At 74.2% G+C, this 17,728-nt stretch carries 17 protein-coding genes and 1 tRNA gene; 10 read left to right on the forward strand and 8 right to left on the reverse strand.

Annotated elements, in window-relative coordinates; genetic code table 11:
- Positions 1–12 precede the first annotated feature (12 nt).
- The 3 genes from ABZO31_RS11800 to ABZO31_RS11810 are packed head-to-tail and all read left to right on the forward strand — an operon-like array spanning position 13 to position 3,073.
- Positions 13–1,308: an ABC transporter substrate-binding protein gene (locus ABZO31_RS11800; RefSeq protein ID WP_406861110.1), complete on the forward strand. Its 1,296-nt coding sequence runs from the start codon at positions 13–15 to the stop codon at positions 1,306–1,308.
- Positions 1,263–2,252: a carbohydrate ABC transporter permease gene (locus ABZO31_RS11805; protein ID WP_406861111.1), complete on the forward strand. Its 990-nt coding sequence runs from the start codon at positions 1,263–1,265 to the stop codon at positions 2,250–2,252. The genes ABZO31_RS11800 and ABZO31_RS11805 overlap by 46 nt, the downstream gene beginning before the upstream one ends.
- Positions 2,156–3,073, forward strand: a complete 918-nt coding sequence (locus ABZO31_RS11810; protein ID WP_406865324.1) for a carbohydrate ABC transporter permease — start codon at positions 2,156–2,158, stop codon at positions 3,071–3,073. Before ABZO31_RS11805 ends, ABZO31_RS11810 begins: the two co-directional genes overlap by 97 nt.
- Positions 3,074–3,125: 52 nt before the next feature.
- Here the strand turns inward: ABZO31_RS11810 and ABZO31_RS11815 are convergent, their stop codons facing one another.
- From ABZO31_RS11815 to ABZO31_RS11825, 3 genes are all read right to left on the reverse strand, one after another.
- A complete protein-coding gene (locus ABZO31_RS11815; protein WP_406861112.1) occupies positions 3,126–4,604 on the reverse strand; it encodes a cellulose binding domain-containing protein in 1,479 nt (492 codons plus the stop codon).
- 212 nt (positions 4,605–4,816) lie between these two features.
- Entirely contained in the window at positions 4,817–6,184 is a 1,368-nt protein-coding gene (locus tag ABZO31_RS11820) for a HAMP domain-containing sensor histidine kinase (protein WP_406861113.1), read from the reverse strand.
- Positions 6,181–6,867, reverse strand: coding sequence for a response regulator transcription factor (locus ABZO31_RS11825; protein ID WP_406861114.1), 687 nt, complete (start codon positions 6,865–6,867; stop codon positions 6,181–6,183). Before ABZO31_RS11825 ends, ABZO31_RS11820 begins: the two co-directional genes overlap by 4 nt.
- Positions 6,868–6,929: 62 nt before the next feature.
- Between ABZO31_RS11825 and ABZO31_RS11830 the strand changes: the two genes are divergently transcribed.
- Positions 6,930–7,433, forward strand: a complete 504-nt coding sequence (locus ABZO31_RS11830) for a hypothetical protein (protein ID WP_406861115.1) — start codon at positions 6,930–6,932, stop codon at positions 7,431–7,433.
- 248 nt (positions 7,434–7,681) lie between these two features.
- Here the strand turns inward: ABZO31_RS11830 and ABZO31_RS11835 are convergent, their stop codons facing one another.
- From ABZO31_RS11835 to ABZO31_RS11850, 4 genes are read right to left on the reverse strand one after another with little or no spacing between them, the layout of a single operon-like run.
- Positions 7,682–8,989: an AAA domain-containing protein gene (locus ABZO31_RS11835; protein WP_406865325.1), complete on the reverse strand. Its 1,308-nt coding sequence runs from the start codon at positions 8,987–8,989 to the stop codon at positions 7,682–7,684.
- Positions 8,990–9,045: 56 nt separating this feature from the next.
- Positions 9,046–10,659 carry a hypothetical protein gene (locus ABZO31_RS11840; protein ID WP_406861116.1) on the reverse strand — a complete coding sequence of 538 codons (1,614 nt, stop codon included), beginning with the start codon at positions 10,657–10,659 and terminating at the stop codon, positions 9,046–9,048.
- Positions 10,650–11,846, reverse strand: coding sequence for a hypothetical protein (locus tag ABZO31_RS11845; RefSeq protein ID WP_406861117.1), 1,197 nt, complete (start codon positions 11,844–11,846; stop codon positions 10,650–10,652). Before ABZO31_RS11845 ends, ABZO31_RS11840 begins: the two co-directional genes overlap by 10 nt.
- Complete coding sequence (locus tag ABZO31_RS11850) at positions 11,767–12,648, reverse strand: phosphatase PAP2 family protein (protein WP_406861118.1); 882 nt, start codon at positions 12,646–12,648, stop codon at positions 11,767–11,769. The genes ABZO31_RS11845 and ABZO31_RS11850 overlap by 80 nt, the downstream gene beginning before the upstream one ends.
- A gap of 171 nt (positions 12,649–12,819) precedes the next feature.
- Between ABZO31_RS11850 and ABZO31_RS11855 the strand changes: the two genes are divergently transcribed.
- Positions 12,820–13,416, forward strand: coding sequence for a histidine phosphatase family protein (locus ABZO31_RS11855; RefSeq protein ID WP_406861119.1), 597 nt, complete (start codon positions 12,820–12,822; stop codon positions 13,414–13,416).
- A 65-nt stretch (positions 13,417–13,481) separates the two neighbouring features.
- Here ABZO31_RS11855 and ABZO31_RS11860 read toward each other — a convergent pair whose 3' ends face one another.
- Entirely contained in the window at positions 13,482–14,765 is a 1,284-nt protein-coding gene (locus ABZO31_RS11860) for a tetratricopeptide repeat protein (RefSeq protein ID WP_406861120.1), read from the reverse strand.
- Positions 14,766–15,008: 243 nt separating this feature from the next.
- Here ABZO31_RS11860 and ABZO31_RS11865 point away from each other — a divergent pair, with 243 nt between their 5' ends.
- The 5 genes from ABZO31_RS11865 to ABZO31_RS11885 all read left to right on the forward strand — a co-directional run bounded on the left by ABZO31_RS11865 (position 15,009) and on the right by ABZO31_RS11885 (position 17,725).
- The gene (locus ABZO31_RS11865; RefSeq protein ID WP_406861121.1) at positions 15,009–15,449 is read left to right on the forward strand and encodes a hypothetical protein; all 441 of its coding nucleotides are present in this window, start codon (positions 15,009–15,011) and stop codon (positions 15,447–15,449) included.
- 19 nt (positions 15,450–15,468) lie between these two features.
- Positions 15,469–16,335: a spermidine synthase gene (locus ABZO31_RS11870; protein ID WP_406861122.1), complete on the forward strand. Its 867-nt coding sequence runs from the start codon at positions 15,469–15,471 to the stop codon at positions 16,333–16,335.
- Between the two features lie 166 nt (positions 16,336–16,501).
- Positions 16,502–16,855, forward strand: coding sequence for a hypothetical protein (locus ABZO31_RS11875; protein WP_406861123.1), 354 nt, complete (start codon positions 16,502–16,504; stop codon positions 16,853–16,855).
- Between the two features lie 149 nt (positions 16,856–17,004).
- On the forward strand, positions 17,005–17,661 hold the full coding sequence (locus tag ABZO31_RS11880; RefSeq protein ID WP_406861124.1) for a bifunctional DNA primase/polymerase: 657 nt from the start codon (positions 17,005–17,007) through the stop codon (positions 17,659–17,661).
- A tRNA-Lys gene (locus ABZO31_RS11885) sits at positions 17,652–17,725 on the forward strand. The genes ABZO31_RS11880 and ABZO31_RS11885 overlap by 10 nt, the downstream gene beginning before the upstream one ends.
- Positions 17,726–17,728 lie beyond the last annotated feature (3 nt).

Here is a 17,728-nt window from a genome sequence, read left to right on the forward strand (position 1 = left end):
TAACGTGTCGCCATGCGCCCAGGCCTCAGACCCCTCCTCGCGGCCGCGCTCGCCGCGGCCCTCCTCGGCGGCTGTGCACCGGACCACGACGGGGCCGGCGGCACCGGCGGCACCGGTGTGACGACGCTCACGGTCGGGGTCTTCGGCGCCTTCGGCTACCAGGAGGCGGGGCTGTACGACGCGTACACCCGACTGCATCCGGACGTGGTGATCAAGCAGACCTCCATCGCCCGGAACGAGAACTACTACCCGCAGCTGCTCACCCACCTCGGCGCCGGCTCCGGACTCGCGGACATCCAGGCCGTCGAGGTCGGCAACATCGCCGAGATCACCGCCACCCAGGCCGGCAAGCTGGAGGACCTCGGCCGTGCGCCCGGCGTCGACCGGTCCGCGTTCCTGCCGTGGAAGTGGGCGCAGGGCACCGCCCCGAACGGCAAGACCGTCGCGCTCGGCACCGACATCGGCCCGCAGGCCGTCTGTTACCGCAAGGACCTGTTCGCCAAGGCCGGGCTGCCCACCGACCGGGAGGCCGTCGGCGCGCTCTGGGCCGGCGACTGGCGCGCCTACCTGGAGGCCGGCACCCGCTACCAGCAAGGCGCGCCGGAGGGCACCGCGTTCGTGGACTCCGCGTCCGGAGTGCTGTCGGCCATCAACGGCAGCAGTGCCGAGCGGTTCTACGACGCCGACGGCGAGGTGGTCTACAAGACCAACCCGGCCGTGAAGGACGCCTGGAACCTCGCCGCCGCCTTCGCCGAGGGCGGTCTGACCGCCCGGCTGCAGCAGTTCACCCCCGACTGGGACCAGGGCTTCTCCCAGGGCACCTTCGCGACCGTCTCCTGCCCGGCCTGGATGCTCGGCTACATCGAGGACAAGGCCGGCCCGGCCGGCAAGGGCCGGTGGGACGTCGCCGCCGCGCCCCGGCCCGGCAACTGGGGCGGCTCCTTCCTCGTCGTCCCCTCCGCCGGGAAGCACACCGCGGAGGCCGCCCGGCTGGCCGCCTGGCTGACCGCGCCCGCGCAGCAGGCCGTGCTGTTCGAGAAGCGCGGCAGCTTCCCCAGCGCCTCGGCCGCGCACCGGCTGCCCGTCGTCGCCGAGGCCACCCATCCGTACTTCCGCGGGGCGCCGACCGGCGCGATCTTCGCCCGCGCCGCGCGGGACGTGCCGGTGGCCCCCGTCGGCCCGAAGGACCTGGTCATCCAGCAGAACCTCGCGGACGTCGGGATGCTCCAGGTCGACCAGAAGGGCAAGACGGCGCAGGAGGGATGGGACGCGGCGGTCAAGGCGATCGACAACGCCCTCGACCTGTGACGGCGTCGTCGACGCCCAGCCGGGGCGGACGGCTGCGGGGCCTGCGCGTGCGCGCGAGCCCGTACGCGCTGCTCGCCCCGTTCTTCCTGCTCTTCGCCGCCTTCGGGCTGGTCCCGATGGTGTACACCGGCTGGGTGGCGCTGCACCGGGTGGAGCTGACCGCGCCGGAGCACCGGGAATGGGTGGGGCTGCGGAACCTCTCCCGGCTGCTGGTCGACGACTTCTTCTGGAACGCGTTCGGCAACACGGTCACCATCGGGATCCTGTCGACGGTGCCGCAGCTGCTGATCGCGCTCGGCCTCGCCCAGCTGCTGCACCGGCGGATGCGGGGCCGGATGTTCTTCCGGGTCGCCGTGCTCACCCCGTACGCGACGTCCGTCGCCGCCGCGACGCTCGTGTTCGTACTGCTCTTCGGCCGCGACCACGGGCTGGTCAACTGGGTCCTCGGGCTGGTCGGGTTCGGCGCGGTGGACTGGCAGAACGGCACCTGGTCCGCGCAGTTCGCGGTGTCGACGATCGTGGTGTGGCGGTGGACCGGCTACAACGCGCTGATCTATCTGGCGGCGATGCAGGCGGTCCCGGACGAGCTGTACGAGTCGGCGGAGCTCGACGGGGCCTCGCGGTGGCGGCAGTTCGTGCATGTGACGGTGCCGGCGCTGCGTCCGACGATCCTGTTCACGGTGATCGTGTCGACGATCGGCGCGACGCAGCTGTTCGGCGAGCCGCTGCTGTTCAACGCCGGCGGCAGCGCGAACGGCGGGGCGGAGCACCAGTACCAGACCCTCGGGCTCTACCTGTACGAGCAGGGCTGGGTGAACCTGCACCTCGGGCGGGCCTCGGCCATCGCCTGGGCGATGTTCCTGATCCTGCTGCTGATCGGCGTGGCCAACTGGCTGCTGGTCGGGCGGCGGCGGACGTCCGGCGCGGAGAGGGGCCGGGTGTGACGAGACGGCCCGCGGGGTGGCCGACGTACCTGGTCCTGGCGCTGTTCGCGGCCGGTTCGCTGTTCCCGCTGCTGTGGACGGCGATCGCGGCGTCGGTGACGTCGACGCGGCTGGCGCAGAGCCCGCCGCCGTTCTGGTTCGGCGGGAACCTGCTGCGGAACCTGAGGATCGCCTGGACCGACGCGGCCCTCGGCACGGCGCTGCTCAACACCACGGTGGTGGCGGGGACGGTGGCGGCGGGCACGGTGCTGTTCGCCACGCTGGCGGGCTTCGCCTTCGCCCGGCTCCGCTTCCGCGGCCGGAACGGGCTCCTGGTCGTCGTGATCGCGACGATGACCGTGCCGCCGCAGCTGAGCGTCGTCCCGCTGTACCTGCTGATCGCCGAACTCGGCTGGACCGACCGGCTGCAGGCGGTGATCATGCCGGCCCTGGCCAGTGCCTTCGGGGTGTTCTTCATGCGGCAGTACCTGGTGCAGGCGCTGCCCGCGGAGCTGGTCGAGGCGGCCCGGGTGGACGGCGCGGGCACCTGGCGGGTGCTGTGGCACGTGGTGTTCCCGGCGGCCCGGCCGGCGATGGCGGTCCTGGCGATGCTGACGTTCGTGATGGCCTGGAACGACTTCTTCTGGCCGGTGATCGCCCTGACGCAGAGCGGCAGCCCGACCGTGCAGGTGGCGCTCGCCGGCCTGGGCCGGGGCTATGTCCCGGACCAGGCCGTGGTCATGGCGGGCGCGCTGCTGGGGACGCTGCCGCTGCTGCTGGTCTTCGTGGTGCTCGGCCGGCAGATCGTGGGCGGCATCATGCAGGGCGCGGTGAAGGGCTGACCCTTCACCGCGCCCTTCCTGTGGGGGGCCTTGGGGGGAGGACCCGTAGGACCTACTTGTAGGCGGAGAACGCCTTGGTGAAGGCGAGGGGCTGCTGGAGGATGGAGGAGCAGGTGGCGTCCGCGTGGTTGACCGCGCCGGCCGCGCACTGCTTGTCGCGGGTCGAGGACCACATCGACAGCCAGCCGAGGCCCTTGGACGTGGCGAAGTCGACCAGCTGGGTCGCGTCGTCGACCTTGAAGATCTCGGTCGTGACGTCGTTGAGACCGATCATCGGGGTGACCGCCACGGCCTTCCAGGCGGCGGCGTCGGACAGTCCGAGGACGCCCTTGATCTGCGCCTGGGTCGCGGTCGCGGCCTGGATCGCGTACGTGCCCATGTCGGCGCTGTAGGCCGGACCGTAGTCCATGGCCATGATGTTCACGGCATCGACCCGGACGCCGTTCTTCTTCGCGTCGGCCAGCAGGTTCACGCCGGGCTGGGTGAGCCCTTCGGGCATGACCGGCAGCGTGAAGGAGACGTCCAGGCCCGGGTGCGACTTCTGGAGCTGGGCGATGGCCTGGGAGCGGCGGGTGTTGGCGGCGGTGTCCGGCAGGGCCGCGCCCTCGACGTCGAAGTCGACCTTGGTGAGCTTGTACCGGTCGATGACCTTGCCGTACGCGGCGGCCAGGTCGGCGGAGTTCGCGCAGTTCAGGGCCAGTTCGTGGCCGGCCGCGCCGCCGAAGGAGACCCGGACGTCGCCGCCCTTGGCGCGCAGCGCGCCGATCTGGGCGGCCACCTTGTCGTTCTCCAGGTCGGTGACCCCGCCCCACAGCGGGGCGCAGCCGCCGCCGGAGGTGATGAAGGCCAGGTTGAACTCCTTCACGCCGGTCGCGTCGGCGGTGGCGAGCAGGTCGTACGCCGGGTAGAGCGAGGTGTCGACGTACGGGGCGAACCTGGCGCCGCCGGAGGGGGCCGGGGGCGTGGTGGGGGTCGGGGTCGCGGTGGCCGTGGGAGTCGGGGTGGCGGTGGCCGTGGGGGTCGGCTTGACGGTGGGCGTCGGGGTGGGCGTGGGCTGCTCGGTGGGCCGGCCGCTGGGCTGCGGGGTGGCGCCCGTGTCGACGGAGCAGGCGGCCTGGTTGATGAGACAGCCGGTCGGGTCGCCCGCGGTGCCGGTCGCGGAGGTGACGAAGCCGACGGTGACGGACTGGCCGGGCGCGAGGTCCTTGTTCCAGCTCGCGGGCTTCACGGTGACGTGCCGCCCGGAGACGGTGTGCTCGCCGTTCCACAGGGACCCGACGGCGGTACCGGCGGGCAGGTCGAACTCGAGGGTCCAGCCGGACTGGACCTTGTCGGTCCCGTTGGTGACGACGTACTGCCCGGTGTAGCCGCCGGTCCAGGAGCTGGTCCTGGTGTACGCGGCGCCGACGGCCGACGCCTGCGCGGTACCGGTGAACGCGAACGCCGCGCCGCCGATCACCGCGGCGCCGACGACCGCGCCCACGGCCTTGGTCCGACCGCTCGCCCTGCGCCGATGCGAACTGCTGCCCATCGCGTGCCTGCCTCTGTGTTGCGGGGGTGGGGTGCGGGCAGCACGCTAGCGACCGGGATTCGGACAAATTACCGTGAAACGGCCGGGGTTGAGGATCCTTAGGCTCCGCTTAAGGGAGGGATGGGGCCGGGGAAAGGCTGGGGGGTGGGGCCGTGGATCCGCAGGGGCTCAGCCCACCCGTGGCCGTCCGTCCGCCGCCGCTCGGCGGCGGCTCAGCCGCGCTTGCGGCGGGCTCTGCGGGTGGGGGTGGTGCGGGTGTGGTCGGCGAGGGCAATCCAGATGCGGACTTCCGTGCCGCCGAGGACCGAGCGGCCCAGGCGGACGTCGCCGCCCGTCGACTCGGCCATGCGGCGGGCGATGTCCAGTCCGAGGCCGGTGGAGCCGGCGCGGTCGCCGCTGTTGCCGCGCGCCAGCGCGGCGGCCGGGTCGGCGATGCCGGGGCCGGCGTCGGAGACCAGGACGATCACGGCGTCGTCGCCGTTGTGGACGTCCACGGAGAACGCGGTGCCCTCGGGGGTGTGCCGGAAGACGTTGCCGAGCAGCGCGTCGAGGGCGGCGGCGAGTTCGGGGCGGGCGACCGGGATGCGGACCGGCCGGTCGATGCCGGCGACCCGTACCTTCCGGTCCTCGTCCTCCGCGAGCGCGGACCAGAACGCCATCCGCTCCCGCACCACCTCGGACGCGTCGCAGCCCGCGCCCGGCCCGGTCGCCTGGGTCTGCGGCTTCGCCTCGCGGGCGGTACGGATGATGGTGTCGACCTCGCGCTCCAGCTGCTCCACCGCGGCCCGGGTCTGCTCGGCCGCCGGACCGGAGCCCAGGGACGCGGCGTTGAGCCGCAGCACGGTCAGCGGGGTACGCAGCCGGTGCGAGAGGTCCGCGGCCAGCTCGCGCTCGTTGGCGAGCAGCTGGACGACCTGGTCGGCCATCGCGTTGAAGGCGATCGCGGCGGACTTCAGCTCCGGCGGCCCCTCCTCCGGCACCCGCGCCCCCAGCCGCCCCTCGCCCAGCTCGTGCGCGGCGCCGGCGAGCCGCTGGGCCGGCTGGACCATCCGTACGCCGAGCCGGTCGGCGACCGCGACGGACCCGACGATCAGCGCGATCCCGACCCCGGCGAGCAGGAGCCACGCGGTCGCGACCCCGTTGGACCGCTCCCCCTCCGGCACGAACAGCTCGACGATCGCGACCCGCCCGGAACCGACCGCGGTCGGCTGCAGCAGCACCGAGCCGCCGTCGACCTCCGCGACGGTGGCCCGGCCGAGCCGGCGGGTGGTCTCCAGGTCCTCCGCGGCGGCCCGCCGGGTACCGATCTCCACCGCCCGGGCACCCGGCTCGTCACCGGCCGGGACGTGCACGGCGAGACGCCCCGCCGCGCCGTCCTCGGTACTGGCGACGGCCCGGTCGAGCTCGGCGCGGTCGGTGGTGATGGCGAGCACGGGGGCGAGGCCGGAGGCCCGCCGTTCGGCGTTGGAGAACGCCCGGTCGCTGGCCATCTCCTTGACGACGAGCGCCAGCGGGACGGCGAAGGCGATGACGACCATGGCGGTGACCGCGAGCGACACCTTGACCAGCGCCCATCTCACTGCGGCGGCTCCAGCTTCACGCCCACGCCCCGCAGGGTGTGGAGGTACCGGGGCCGGGCCGCCGTCTCCCCGAGCTTCCGGCGCAGCCAGGACAGATGGACGTCGATGGTCTGGTCGTCCCCGTACGACTGCTGCCACACCTCGGCGAGCAGCTCCCGCCGGGAGACGACGACGCCGGGCCGCCCGGCGAGAAAGGCCAGCAGATCGAACTCCCGCCGGGTGAGGTCCAGGGGCTTGTCGTCCAACCGGGCCTGCCGCCGCAGGGGATCGACGGACAGCCCCCCGACCCTGATCTCCCGGCTCGGCGGCGCCTCGCCGGAGGACCGGGCGCGGCGCAGCACCGCGGCCATCCGCGCGGACAGGTGCTCCACGGAGAACGGCTTGGTCAGGTAGTCGTCCGCCCCGTCGTTGAGCAGCCGCACGATCTCGGCCTCGTCGTCCCGCGCGGTCGCGATGATGACGGGGACATCGGTGATCCCGCGCAGCATCTTCAGCGCCTCGGCCCCGTCCAGATCGGGCAGGCCGAGGTCCAGAATGACCACGTCGAACCGGAAATGGGCGACCTCGCGCAGCGCCTCCAGGGCGGTGCCGACGCTGCGTACCGTGTGGGCGGCGTCGGTCAGATGCCGGATGAGGGCCGAGCGTACGAACTGGTCGTCCTCGACCACGAGCACACTTGCCATGGGCGGCACCGTACGCCATGTGGGGGACACGGGGGCCGGGGACGTGGTGCATGATGGCCGCGATGCGAAGAGGACTGGTACACGCCCTGGCGTGGTCGCTCGCCACGGGCGCGGCGGTCACGCTGTCCTGGTGGGGCGTGCACACGGTGATGGCGGGCACGGCGTACGACCCGCCCCTGGCCCTCCCGATCCCCGCCGCGAACTCGGGCTCCCCGTCAGCGGGCGACCCCAGCCCGGTGGCGTCGTCGACGACACGCCCCCGCACCCAGCCCCCCACGAGGAAACCCACCCCGAAGAAGCCCCGCCCCACTCCCACCCCCACCAAGCCGCAGCCCACCCCCGAGGGCGAGGTGAAGAGCTACACGCTCGACGGCGGCCGGGTGGTCTTCGCCCTGGGCGACACGTCGGCCGAACTGGTCTCGGCGATCCCTTCGGCAGGCTGGCAGATGCAGGTCTGGAAGCAACCCACCTGGATCCGCGTCACCTTCACCCGCGACGCCCGCGAACTCTCCGTCTTCGCCGTCTGGCACGACAGCGCCCCCCGCGTGGAACTCGACGAACGCTGAGGTCCGTTCCCGGATGGCGCGGCCGTGACCGAAGGCTGTGCCACGAGGGCCTCAGGGCGACCAGCTCACCCGGTGCTCCGCCAAGTGCGACAGCACCGCATGGTTGGCCTCCCAGCCGTCCGGGCTGTATTCCCCGGCCGCCTCCGGCGGCGTGCCGGACTCCGTCCGGCGGATGCGCCACTTCTGAGACTGTCGAAGCTGTCCGGCGTCCCCGTTCGAGAGGTCCGGGGCCGCCTCCCCCGGCCCCCTCACAGCCCCCAGCTCACCCGGTGCTCCGCCAGGTGCGACAGCACCGCATGGTTGGCCTCCCAGCCGTCCGGGAATTTGACCGTGACGCCCAGCTGGACCGGTTCCGTGGACGGGTGGTCGTCCAGGAGGTCAGTGACGCCTGCGCGGCAGACGACGATGCAGGCGTGGCGGTGGCGGGAGGCCAGGACGCAGAGGCGGCCGGTCTCCAGGTGGAAGGCCGTGGCGTCGGGGCGGCCGGACAGGGGGTGGAGGACGACCGTCACGTCGTACTCGCGGCCCTGCAGGCGGTTCGCCGTGTCGACCGTGACACCCGAGACGCCCAGCTCCGCCAGCGCGGCACGGACGGCGGCCGCCTGGTCCCGGTGGGCGGTGCCCACGGCGATGCGGTCGGGGGTGAGGGGGGTGGCGTCCGGGATGGGGGTCCCCCCTGCTCGAGCGGAGCCGAGAGCTTGGGGGACTTCGCTGACCGTCGCGCCGCCTCTGTCCAGGAGCCTGCGGACGACCAGGGCGACCGCGCGGACCGCCTCCGGGTCCGTGCGGGGCGTGTGGCGGGCGGGGAGTTCCAGGAGGCCCCAGCCGGACTCCGCCGCCTCGTCGAGCACCCGGTCCGGGCCGGAGCCGTCGGACGGGACGCCGAACGACAGCCGCCGGTCGCCGTGGTCCGTGCCGCTGCGGAACGGGGTGTACGGGTAGAACGCGTCGGAGACCAACGGGGCCGCCGACGCCGGGAGGCGCCAGGAGACCGGGAGGCGGTGCTGGGGGAGGTCCGGATTGTGGGCCAGCAACGTACTCACGGCTGACGCCGACGGGTCGTACGTCAGGCCCGCCCACTGCTCCGCGCCGACCACCGAGAACGGGTCCAGCTGTCCGGGATCGCCCACGAACAGCGCGCGTTCGAACAGGCCCGCCACCGCGAGCAGCGCGTCCGAGCGCATCTGGTACGCCTCGTCGACGATCGCGTGCGCCCACGGCTCCACGTTCTTCACGTGCGCCCACTTCGCGGCCGTCGACAACACCACCGGGAGGCCCGCCAGATCCGCGGCCTTCGCGGACTTCCGTACCTGTTCCAGGTCGTTCAGCGCCTTGTCGTACGGGTCGCTGTCGTTGGAGTGCAGCCGGCCCACCTCGAGCTCCGGCTCCTTCTCCGCGAGCCGCAGCACCAGGTCGTCGACCTGCGCGTTCGTCTGCGCTACGACCATCAACGGGCGTCCCGCAGCGGCGAGTTCCAGTGCGGCGCGGACGACGAGGGTCGACTTTCCGGCACCCGGCGGCGAGTCCACGACGACGCCTCGCGCGTCGCCGTGCATCGTGCCGGCCAGGATGGCGGACGTCGCCCGCGCGGCCTCCGCAGAGGGGTCGAACGTCACAGCAGGTCCTCCGGGGTCACGGCGTCCGGCAGTTCGGCGACGCCGGTGCCGGGGGTCCCCCCGGCGAAGCCAGGGGGAGGGCCGCCGTGCGTCCAGGGCGTCTCCTCCGGGTCCGGCAGCTTCGCGCCCACCCGTGCCTCGTGCTCGAACAGCGTCCAGGCGACGCGTTCGCCCTTCTCCGGCACCGAGCCCTCCGCCGGCTCCTTGCCGCGGCCCATCCGGTCCAGGATCCGCAGCACCACGGAGCCGTCCTCCTCGTACCCGACGAATGCGGCCGACTGCGGCTTGCCGTCCAGCGAGCGGTACACCTTCACGCCCTCGCCCAGGTGCGGCCGGTCGTCGGTGCGGACGGTGAGCAGCGGCCGGGGTGCGGGGCGCTTCGACTCCGTCCACGCCATCGTCACCTCGGTCACCTCCGCCACGAACGCCTCTCCGGACAGCCGCCGCCCCGCGAACACCAGCGGGTCGTCGAGCGCCTCCTGGGCCTCCAGCTGGCCCTGCGCCTGCTCGCGCGCGGCCAGTTTGCGGGCGGCGGTCACCGCGTCGTCGCGGCGCGGCTGCGGGGGTTCGCCGGCCGCCACCCGGTCCCGGTGGGCGGTGAACGACCAGCGGTCGCGCGTCCAGCGGTCCGGTACCCGCGCGCCCTCCGGCAGCTCCCGCAGCAGCTCGACCGCCCGCCACACCGCGTCCCAGGTCGGCTTCAGCTGCGCGGCGATGAGCCGGCGGATCTCCCGCTCGGCGCGGTGCAGTTCGCCGAGGCGCACGTCCGCGGCCTCGCCGTCCTCGGCCGCGCCCAGGCCCTGCCGGGCCCGGTCGTACCGCTCGATCGCGGGTGCGAGCAGCCGGTTGTCGAACGCCGGGTCGGTGGCCGGGCCGGCCGGCGGGCACAGCAGCAGACCGGCCGCGTCCCGGCCCAGCTCGGCCCGGAGCGCGGCCTCCGCGCCGGACTCGTCGTCCGGCACGTCGATCCAGGCCAGCAGCGCCCCGAGGTGCTGGTCCTCCAGGGAGGACTGGCCGGTCGCCCAGTGCCGGTTCAGCAGGTCCGTCGCGGCGAGGAGCAGCGAGGAGCCGGGTACGCGGGCCCGCTCGCCGAAGTGCGTCAGCCAGCGGCCGAGGAGCGGCACGCGGGGCGGCGCCGGGAACGGCGTCTCCGGGTCCTGCTCGACGGTGCGCCGGAACCGCATCGAGCGCCCGAGGAGTCGTACGTACTCGGCGCCGGCCCGGCTCGGTACGAGCAACTGGGGGGCGTCCGCGCACAGTTCGACCTCGACGTCGACCTTCTTCCCGGTCTCCGGGTCGGTCTCCTTCTTCGCCACAGCCTCGACGCCGTCGGCGAACGAGTCGACGTACGGCAGGATCTCGTCGGCCAGGTCCGCGAGGAACGCGAACCGCAGGTCGCGGTCGCGGGGCTGCGGCACGACGAGCAGCCGGGGCTCCGCCGGGTCGGTGCCGACCAGCGCGCCGAGGGGCGCGCCGGCCTCACCGGCGGTGGTCAACGGGACGAAGACCAGGGGTCGTTCGGACAGGTGCCGGTGGCGTACGGTCGCCAGCGGCTGCGCCCGGCCGCTCTCGACGGCCTCCATGCGCGCGAGGGTGGAGATCAGAGACACGCCATCGCCCCCTCCGCCGAAGCCGATCCCGACGCCGGCATCGGCCCCGGCACCGAAGCCGCCGCCAGCGCCTCCGCCCGCAGCGCCCGTGCCCGGCGGACCGCGGCCACCGTCGGGTCCTCCGCGTCGCCGTCCTGGCCGCGTGCCGCGTCGAGCACCGCGCCGATGGTCGTCAGTCCGCCGAGCTCCCCGCGCACCGACCGGCCGAGCACCTCCACCACGCCCGCGAGCCGGGCCCGCTCCCGGCAGTGGAAGGCCAGTTCGCAGGCGGCCAGGCACTCCGGCGCGTACGCGTGCGGCACCGCCTCCACGGCCTGGGCGAGCTGCTCCGGGGTACAGGTCTCGACGTCGAACGTCAGCCCTTCCGGCAGGGCGGCCGCGATGTCCTCGATGCGGGTCAGCCGGGCGAGCTGACGACGGGTCACCGCCGCCTGCTTGCGTACGTCGACCATCGAGCCGGTCGGCAGGTTCGAGAAGTCCTTCGGGCAGACGAGCAGCACCGACTGCGCCACGCTCGCGCCCCCGGTCACCGCCGCGACCCGCTCCAGGGCAAGGACGTACACGGCCGCCTGCCGGGCCGCGGCGCCGACCTTCGAGGCGTCCGCCGAACCGTCGACCATCGGGAAGGACTTGATCTCGACGACCGTCCACCGTCCGTCCGGGCGGATCACCACCGCGTCCGGCTCCAGGAACACCGGCGAGCCGGCGACGTCCAGGGCCAGCAGCGGATGGTCGAGCAGCGTCCAGGCCCCGGACGCTCCCGCCTCCGTCGCCTCCCGCAGCGCCAGCGAGGTCCGCGCCGCCCGTCCCTCCGGGCCGGCCGCGGCCAGGTCGGGGACGAGCACGTCGGCGGCGTCGTCCACGCCGAGCAGCCGTAGCAGCTCCCGGCCGCCGTCCGCCTTGACCTTCGCCTCGAACGCGTTGCCCCGCATGATGGCGAACTGGGACTGTCCGTACGCCGCCGGGGACCCGAGCCGTGACGCCAGCGTGCTCTTGTCGACGCCCGCGCCGTCGAGCAGCGCGCGCCGCTTGCAGCCGGGGTTGGCGGCCAGCGCCGCCAGCGCCCGCGCGTCCATCGCACGCGGCGGGACGGCGGGCCCGCGCAGCTCAGCGAGCCGGCGCCGGAGTGTCGTCTGCGGAGGCGTCTGCGGAGACGGGGGCGCTCCGCCGGCCTGGGATTCGCTCACCCGCGGAAGTGTCGCATCCGCCACTGACAATCGGGGACGAAGCCGTGGACACGCGAGGCCGCAGCCGGTCCACGGCGCGCAGGAACGGGGTGGTGAGCAGCAGCCCGAGCCCCATCACGGCCGCCCCGGCGACGGCGTCCAGGAAGTAGTGGTTGGCCGTGCCCATGACCACGATCACGGTCAGCAGCGGGTACGCCGCGCCGAGCGCCTTCAGCAGCGGCGTCCGCCCGTACCGCCACAGCATCACGCCGCACCACAGGGCCCAGCCGACGTGCAGCGAGGGCATGGCCGCGTACTGGTTGGTCAGCCCGCCCAGGCCGCGCGGCGCGCTCGCCGCCCCGCCCCACCAGCCGTACGCGCTGAACTGGGCCATGGTGTCGACGAATCCGTGGCCGGCGTCGAGCAGCCGGGGCGGGCAGGTGGGCAGCAGGGTGAAGCCGACCAGGCCGAGCAGGGTGGAGAGCATCAGCCAGGTGCGGGCCGCCCGGTAGCGGGTGGGGCGGCGGCGGAACAGCCAGATCAGCACGGCCGGGGTGACCAGGTAGTGCAGGGTCGCGTACGCGAAGTCCGCGGGGATCGCGAGCTCGGGGGTGGTGGTGAACAGCCTGTTCAACGGGTGCTCGGCATTGAGGTACAGCAGTTTCTCGACGCGCAGGATCGCCAGGCCGTGGTCCACGGCGGTCTGCGCGTCACCGCGGGCGAGCAGCCGGCCGCCGGTGTACGCGCCGTACACCGCGACGAGCAGGAGCAGCTCGGTCCACCAACGGGGCCGGGCCCCCTGGGCTGCTTGCGGCAGCGGCATCCGTACGTCCCCCCGAGGCGTGCTGATCCGAAAATGTGATCGGTCCTGACCTCTGGGGGACGTCACGGCGGGGGCCGGGGTTGCCTGAGGAGACCGCCGCGTTCACGTACGGGATGATGGACGTGCAGCCCCGGTACACCCGTTCGAGGACATTCAGGGAGAAGCCCCTTCATGGCACCGCGCATCCTGCTCGCCCGTCACGGCCAGACCGAGTGGTCGCTCCTCGGCCGGCACACCGGCAGGACGGACATCCCGCTGCTCGACGAGGGGCGGCGCGGCGCGAAGCTGCTCGGCGAGCGGCTGCACCGCGGGCCCTGGCAGGGTCTGCCCGGCGTCGAGGTGCGCACCAGCCCGCTGTCCCGGGCGGCCGAGACCTGCGAGCTGGCCGGGTTCGGCGAGCGCGCGGAGCGCTGGGACGCGCTGATGGAGTGGGACTACGGCGCGTACGAGGGGCTGACCCCGCCGCAGATCCAGGAGCGCGCCCCGGGCTGGCTGCTGTGGCGCGACGGCGTGCCGGAGGGCGAGAGCCGCGCGGACGTGACGGCCCGCGCGGACGAGGTGGTGGCCTGGGCGCGCTCGGCGGACCGGGACGTCCTGGTCTTCGCGCACGGCCACATCCTGCGCTCGATCGCCGCGCGCTGGCTGGGCGAGGACGTGTTCTTCGGCTCCCGGATCAAGCTGGACCCGACGAGTCTGTCGGTGCTCGGCTGGCAGTACGGCGCGCCCGCGGTGGAGCGCTGGAACGACACCGGGCACATGGAGGCGTAGCCCTCGGCACTACGGCGCGTCCCCCGCACCACCCCGAGCCCCCCGCGCCACGGCGGGTCCCCGCCTCACGGCGTGGCGAGGAGCTTCCGGGTCGCGTCCAGCATGCGGCGGATCCGCTGCGACTGGACGCCCTCCAGGGAGGCGAACACCCGCCGCGCCTCCACGGCCGCCTCGTCCGGCCGCCCGGCGCGGGCCAGGTCGCCGGCGAGCTGGGCCCGGTACAGCGCGAGGTTCCGCGCGAAGTGCGGGTTCTGCAGCACGGTCGCGCGGTGCGCGTGCCGGACGGCCCGGCCGTGCTCGCCCAGCGCCGACCAGCACTGGGCCTCCAGGACCTCCAGTTCCGGCTCGCCGAAGAACGACATCCACTCCGGGTCCGCGTCGCAGGACCCCTTGGCGAAGTGCCCGTGCGCCCGGCCGAGAGCCTGCTCGCAGGAGGCCCGGTCGCCGAGCCCCGCCCAGGCCCCTGCCTCGCGCAGCGAGAGCAGCGCGTGCAGCCGCGCCGAGGGCACCGCGCGGGCCGCGTACAGCCCGGCCTGGGCCGCCCGGACCGCCTCGCGGAACCTTCCTGCATCGCGGGCCAGGAAGGCGGTGTTGCAGAAGGCGTGCGCCTCCAGGGCCGGGTCGCCCGCCACCCGCGCGGTGGCCAGGGCCTCCGCGTAGTGGGAGCGGGCGTCGTCGTGCCGGCCCGAGTCGTGGGCCAGCCAGCCGACCGAGAGGGCCAGCTCGCCCGCGCCGGACTGGAGCCGCGCCTCGGTCGCGCGGCGGCTCGTCACGCCCTCGTCGAGCAGCGCGTACGCGGCCCGCAGCGGCTGGGCGGCGACCTTGTACAGGCCCTCCGCGCCGTGCCGGTCGTCGAGCAGCCGGATCCGCCGTACGGCGGCCTCGACGGCCTTGACCTCGGCGTCGCCGATCCGCTGCGGGGACCGGGGGGCCGGGATCGCGGCGGCGCTGCCGCCGAGTCCCAGCGAGGCGGCCGCCACGGTGGCGGTACCGCTCGTCATGAATGCGCGACGCAGCACGTCGCTCTCCTCATCGTTCCGGGTGGTGAGGGCCGCCTGGGACGCCGCGGCCGCGGCGGTCGCCCGCCGCCCGCGTACGTCCTCCCGGGCCGCGAAGCCCAGGTCCGCCGGCGTCAGACCGGGGAACATGTGCCGGAACACCCGCTCGTACGCGTAGTTGGGGCAGCGGATCTCTCCGGCCTCCACACGTCCGATGTAGCGGGCGTCGCAGGCGACCTGCTCGCCGATCTCCCGCGCCGCCCGGCGGACCGCCGCGGCGAACTCCGACGGCGACTGCTGGCCACGGAGCCTGCGGAAGGCGAGATTGGGAACTGCCCGTGACGTCGCCATGGCCGAGCCCTCTCCTGGTGCTGCCGGTGTTCCGGCGGGGCAAGAACGTACCTGCTGTGACCGGTCGCTCACCCGGTGTTTGGCTACAAACCGGATATCTCACCCACGATCCGCCATGAACTGCCATCCTTTGCGGCGGCGTGCCGCCGTAGCCGTTGACGGGTGCGGGCGTTGAACCGGGCGGACAGACGTAACGTGTCTGCTCCCCTGGCACGAGGAGGGGATCCCTTGTTGGAGACCGGCATGGAGATCAGCCCACGGACCACGACGGCCGAGCACGACCCCACACCCGATGCGAGCGCCCCGCACGCGGAGCCTCCTGAGCCTTGCGACCTGGTCACCGTCCCCGTCCGGCAGGGGCTCGAGGCCGTCGACATCCTGCGCCGCGGACTCGCCCCGGCGGTCGGTCCCGTCCTGCACGACGGGACCGGCGACACCCTCGGCTTCCTCGTCCCGCCCGGCACGGCCGAGGGCTGGGACCTGCCGGGCAGCGCCTGCTCCCGGACGGACGGACGGGGGCTGCGCCTCCCGGAGGCCGAGCCCGCGGGGGGCCCCGCCGAGGACGGTCCCGCCGACTGGCTGCTGCCGCCCGGGGACGACGGCCAGGTGACCGACCCGACGGCGCTGCGCGAGGCGCTCGGCGAGGCGGCCCGGCTGATCGAGGCGGCCGACGGCTGCCGCTGAGGGCGCCGATAATGGTCGGGTGGCAAGGAACAAGCAGCGCGACCGGGCGGCCGCGGCCGATCCCGTCGTCGAGAAGGTCGACGGCGGGCTCGCCGAGCTCATACCCGACCGGGAGCGCCCCCGCGGCTGGACGCTGCTGATCGACGGGGCCCCGCAGTCGCACGTGGACCTCGACGACCCGGCGCACCTGTCCTTCGAGTACCAGCGGCGGCTCGGTCACATCGTCGACCTCGCCGCGCCCCCGAACCGGCCGCTGCAGGTGCTGCACCTCGGCGGCGGCGCGTTCACCCTCGCCCGGTACGTGGCGGCCACCCGGCCCCGCTCGACGCAGCAGATCGTGGAGCTGGACGGGCCCCTGGTGCAGTTGGTCCGCCGCGAGCTGCCGCTCGATCCCGGCGCCCGGATCCGGGTCCGGTCCACCGACGCCCGCGCCGGGCTCGGCAAGGTCCCGGACGGCTGGGCCGACCTGGTCGTCGCGGACGTCTTCAGCGGCGCCCGCACCCCCGCCCATCTGACCAGCACCGAGTTCCTCGGCGAGGTCCGCCGGGCGCTGCGGCCCGGCGGCCGCTACGCCGCGAACCTGGCCGACGGCCCGCCGCTCACGCATCTGCGCGGCCAGATCGCCACCGCCGCCGAGGTCTTCCCCGAGCTGGCCCTGACCGCGGACCCGACGGTCCTGCGCGGCCGCCGCTTCGGCAACGCGGTCCTGCTCGCCTCCGACGCCCCGCTCCCGGTCGCCGAACTGACCCGCCGCGTCGCCTCCGACCCGCACGCCGGCCGTGTCGAACACGGCCGCTCGCTCATGGACTTCACCGGCGGCGCGGCCCCGGTCACGGACGCCGGCGCGAAGCCGTCCCCGAAGCCGCCGGCGTCCGTGTTCCGGTAGGCGGCGCCGAGGCCGCCGTCGTATGAGGCACCGCGGGGCGCCCTCCCGCGGCCCGCGGGTGTCCGTCGGGCGGCGGGCGGCCAGGGGTGGGGCCCTCTTGCGGGGCGCGGGAGAATGGGAAGTGGCCCGGGTGTCCGGGCCGTGCGTTTGCGAGGAGGAACCACACATGGCGGAACCCGAGCGGAGCGTGCAGCGGCGGCTCCGGCCCGCACCGCTGATCTTCGAGCCTGCCGAGGCTGCCGCCGACCCCGAGCACTTCTTCGACCTGGAGTCCATCGAGGACCCGCGGGAGCTGCTGGCCCGTGCGACCGAGCTGACGCTCGCCTTCCGGGCGGCGGCGGACCGGGCGCTGGAGTTCCAGGCGATCGCCGCGGCGCAGCTCGCCGACCCCCGCCGTTTCGACCGCCTCACCGACGAGGCGATCGCGGAGCGCGCGGAGTGGACCCCGGACTATGCCCGCAAGATGGTCGAGTTCGGCCGCGACCTGATCCGCACGGGCGGCCGGCCCGACGAGGAGTGAGCCTGCGACGGGGCCGGGGGCGCGACTCCGCCTCTGGCCCGTAGCCCTGGCATATGCCGGGCGGGCACGATACTCCCCCGAAGCAGCCTCTGTCCGGGTTTCCCGCAACACGGGGCAACCGAGTCGTCACCGCCGGTACACCTGAGTGCATGAGCGTATGGCTGCGAGACGAAACCCCGCTGAGCCCGGCCCAGAGCGACCTCGACGAGCGCCGGTCGGACATCTTCGCGCTGCTGCGTGACGAGGGGCGGCACCACACCGCGCAGGTCACCGCTCCCGGCGCGGAGTGGCTGGCCTCCGCCGCGCCCTACCCGCGCTCCACGCTCGCGCTCTGGGAGGCCCGCCCGGCCGCGCCGGCCGTCCTGCCCTGCGGCGCGGCCTTCGACATCGTCAACGTGCCCGCCGTCTTCGGCCGCCGGATGCTCGACCGGCTCTGGGCGGACGGACCCGGCTCCGGGCCGGTCGCCGCGCACCGCGGCCGGATGCTGCTGTTCACCGCCCCCGGCACCGCCCACCGGCTCCCGTCGCTGCTGCGGTGGGAGGAGTGGGGCGAGGCCGTGCCGCCGCTGCTCTGCCACGGCGTCGGCGACGCCGTGACCATCCCGGCCCTGCGCCCGCAGTCCGCCGACGGCCCCCGCTGGGTGGTCGCGCCGGACACCCGGCAGCCCTGGCTCCCCGGCCCGGAGGTCCTGCTGTGGGCCTGCGTCCGGGCGGTCCGGACCGGCCGCGCCCCCGACGTGCGGGTATCGATTTTTCCTGCGGCGGATCAGGATGCTAATGTCTACGACGTCAGCAGGCGCCGCTAGCTCAGTTGGTTAGAGCAGCTGACTCTTAATCAGCGGGTCCGGGGTTCGAGTCCCTGGCGGCGCACAG

The sequence above is a fragment of the Streptomyces solicamelliae genome (assembly GCF_045348655.1).
Classification (GTDB): Bacteria; Actinomycetota; Actinomycetes; order Streptomycetales; family Streptomycetaceae; genus Streptomyces; species Streptomyces solicamelliae.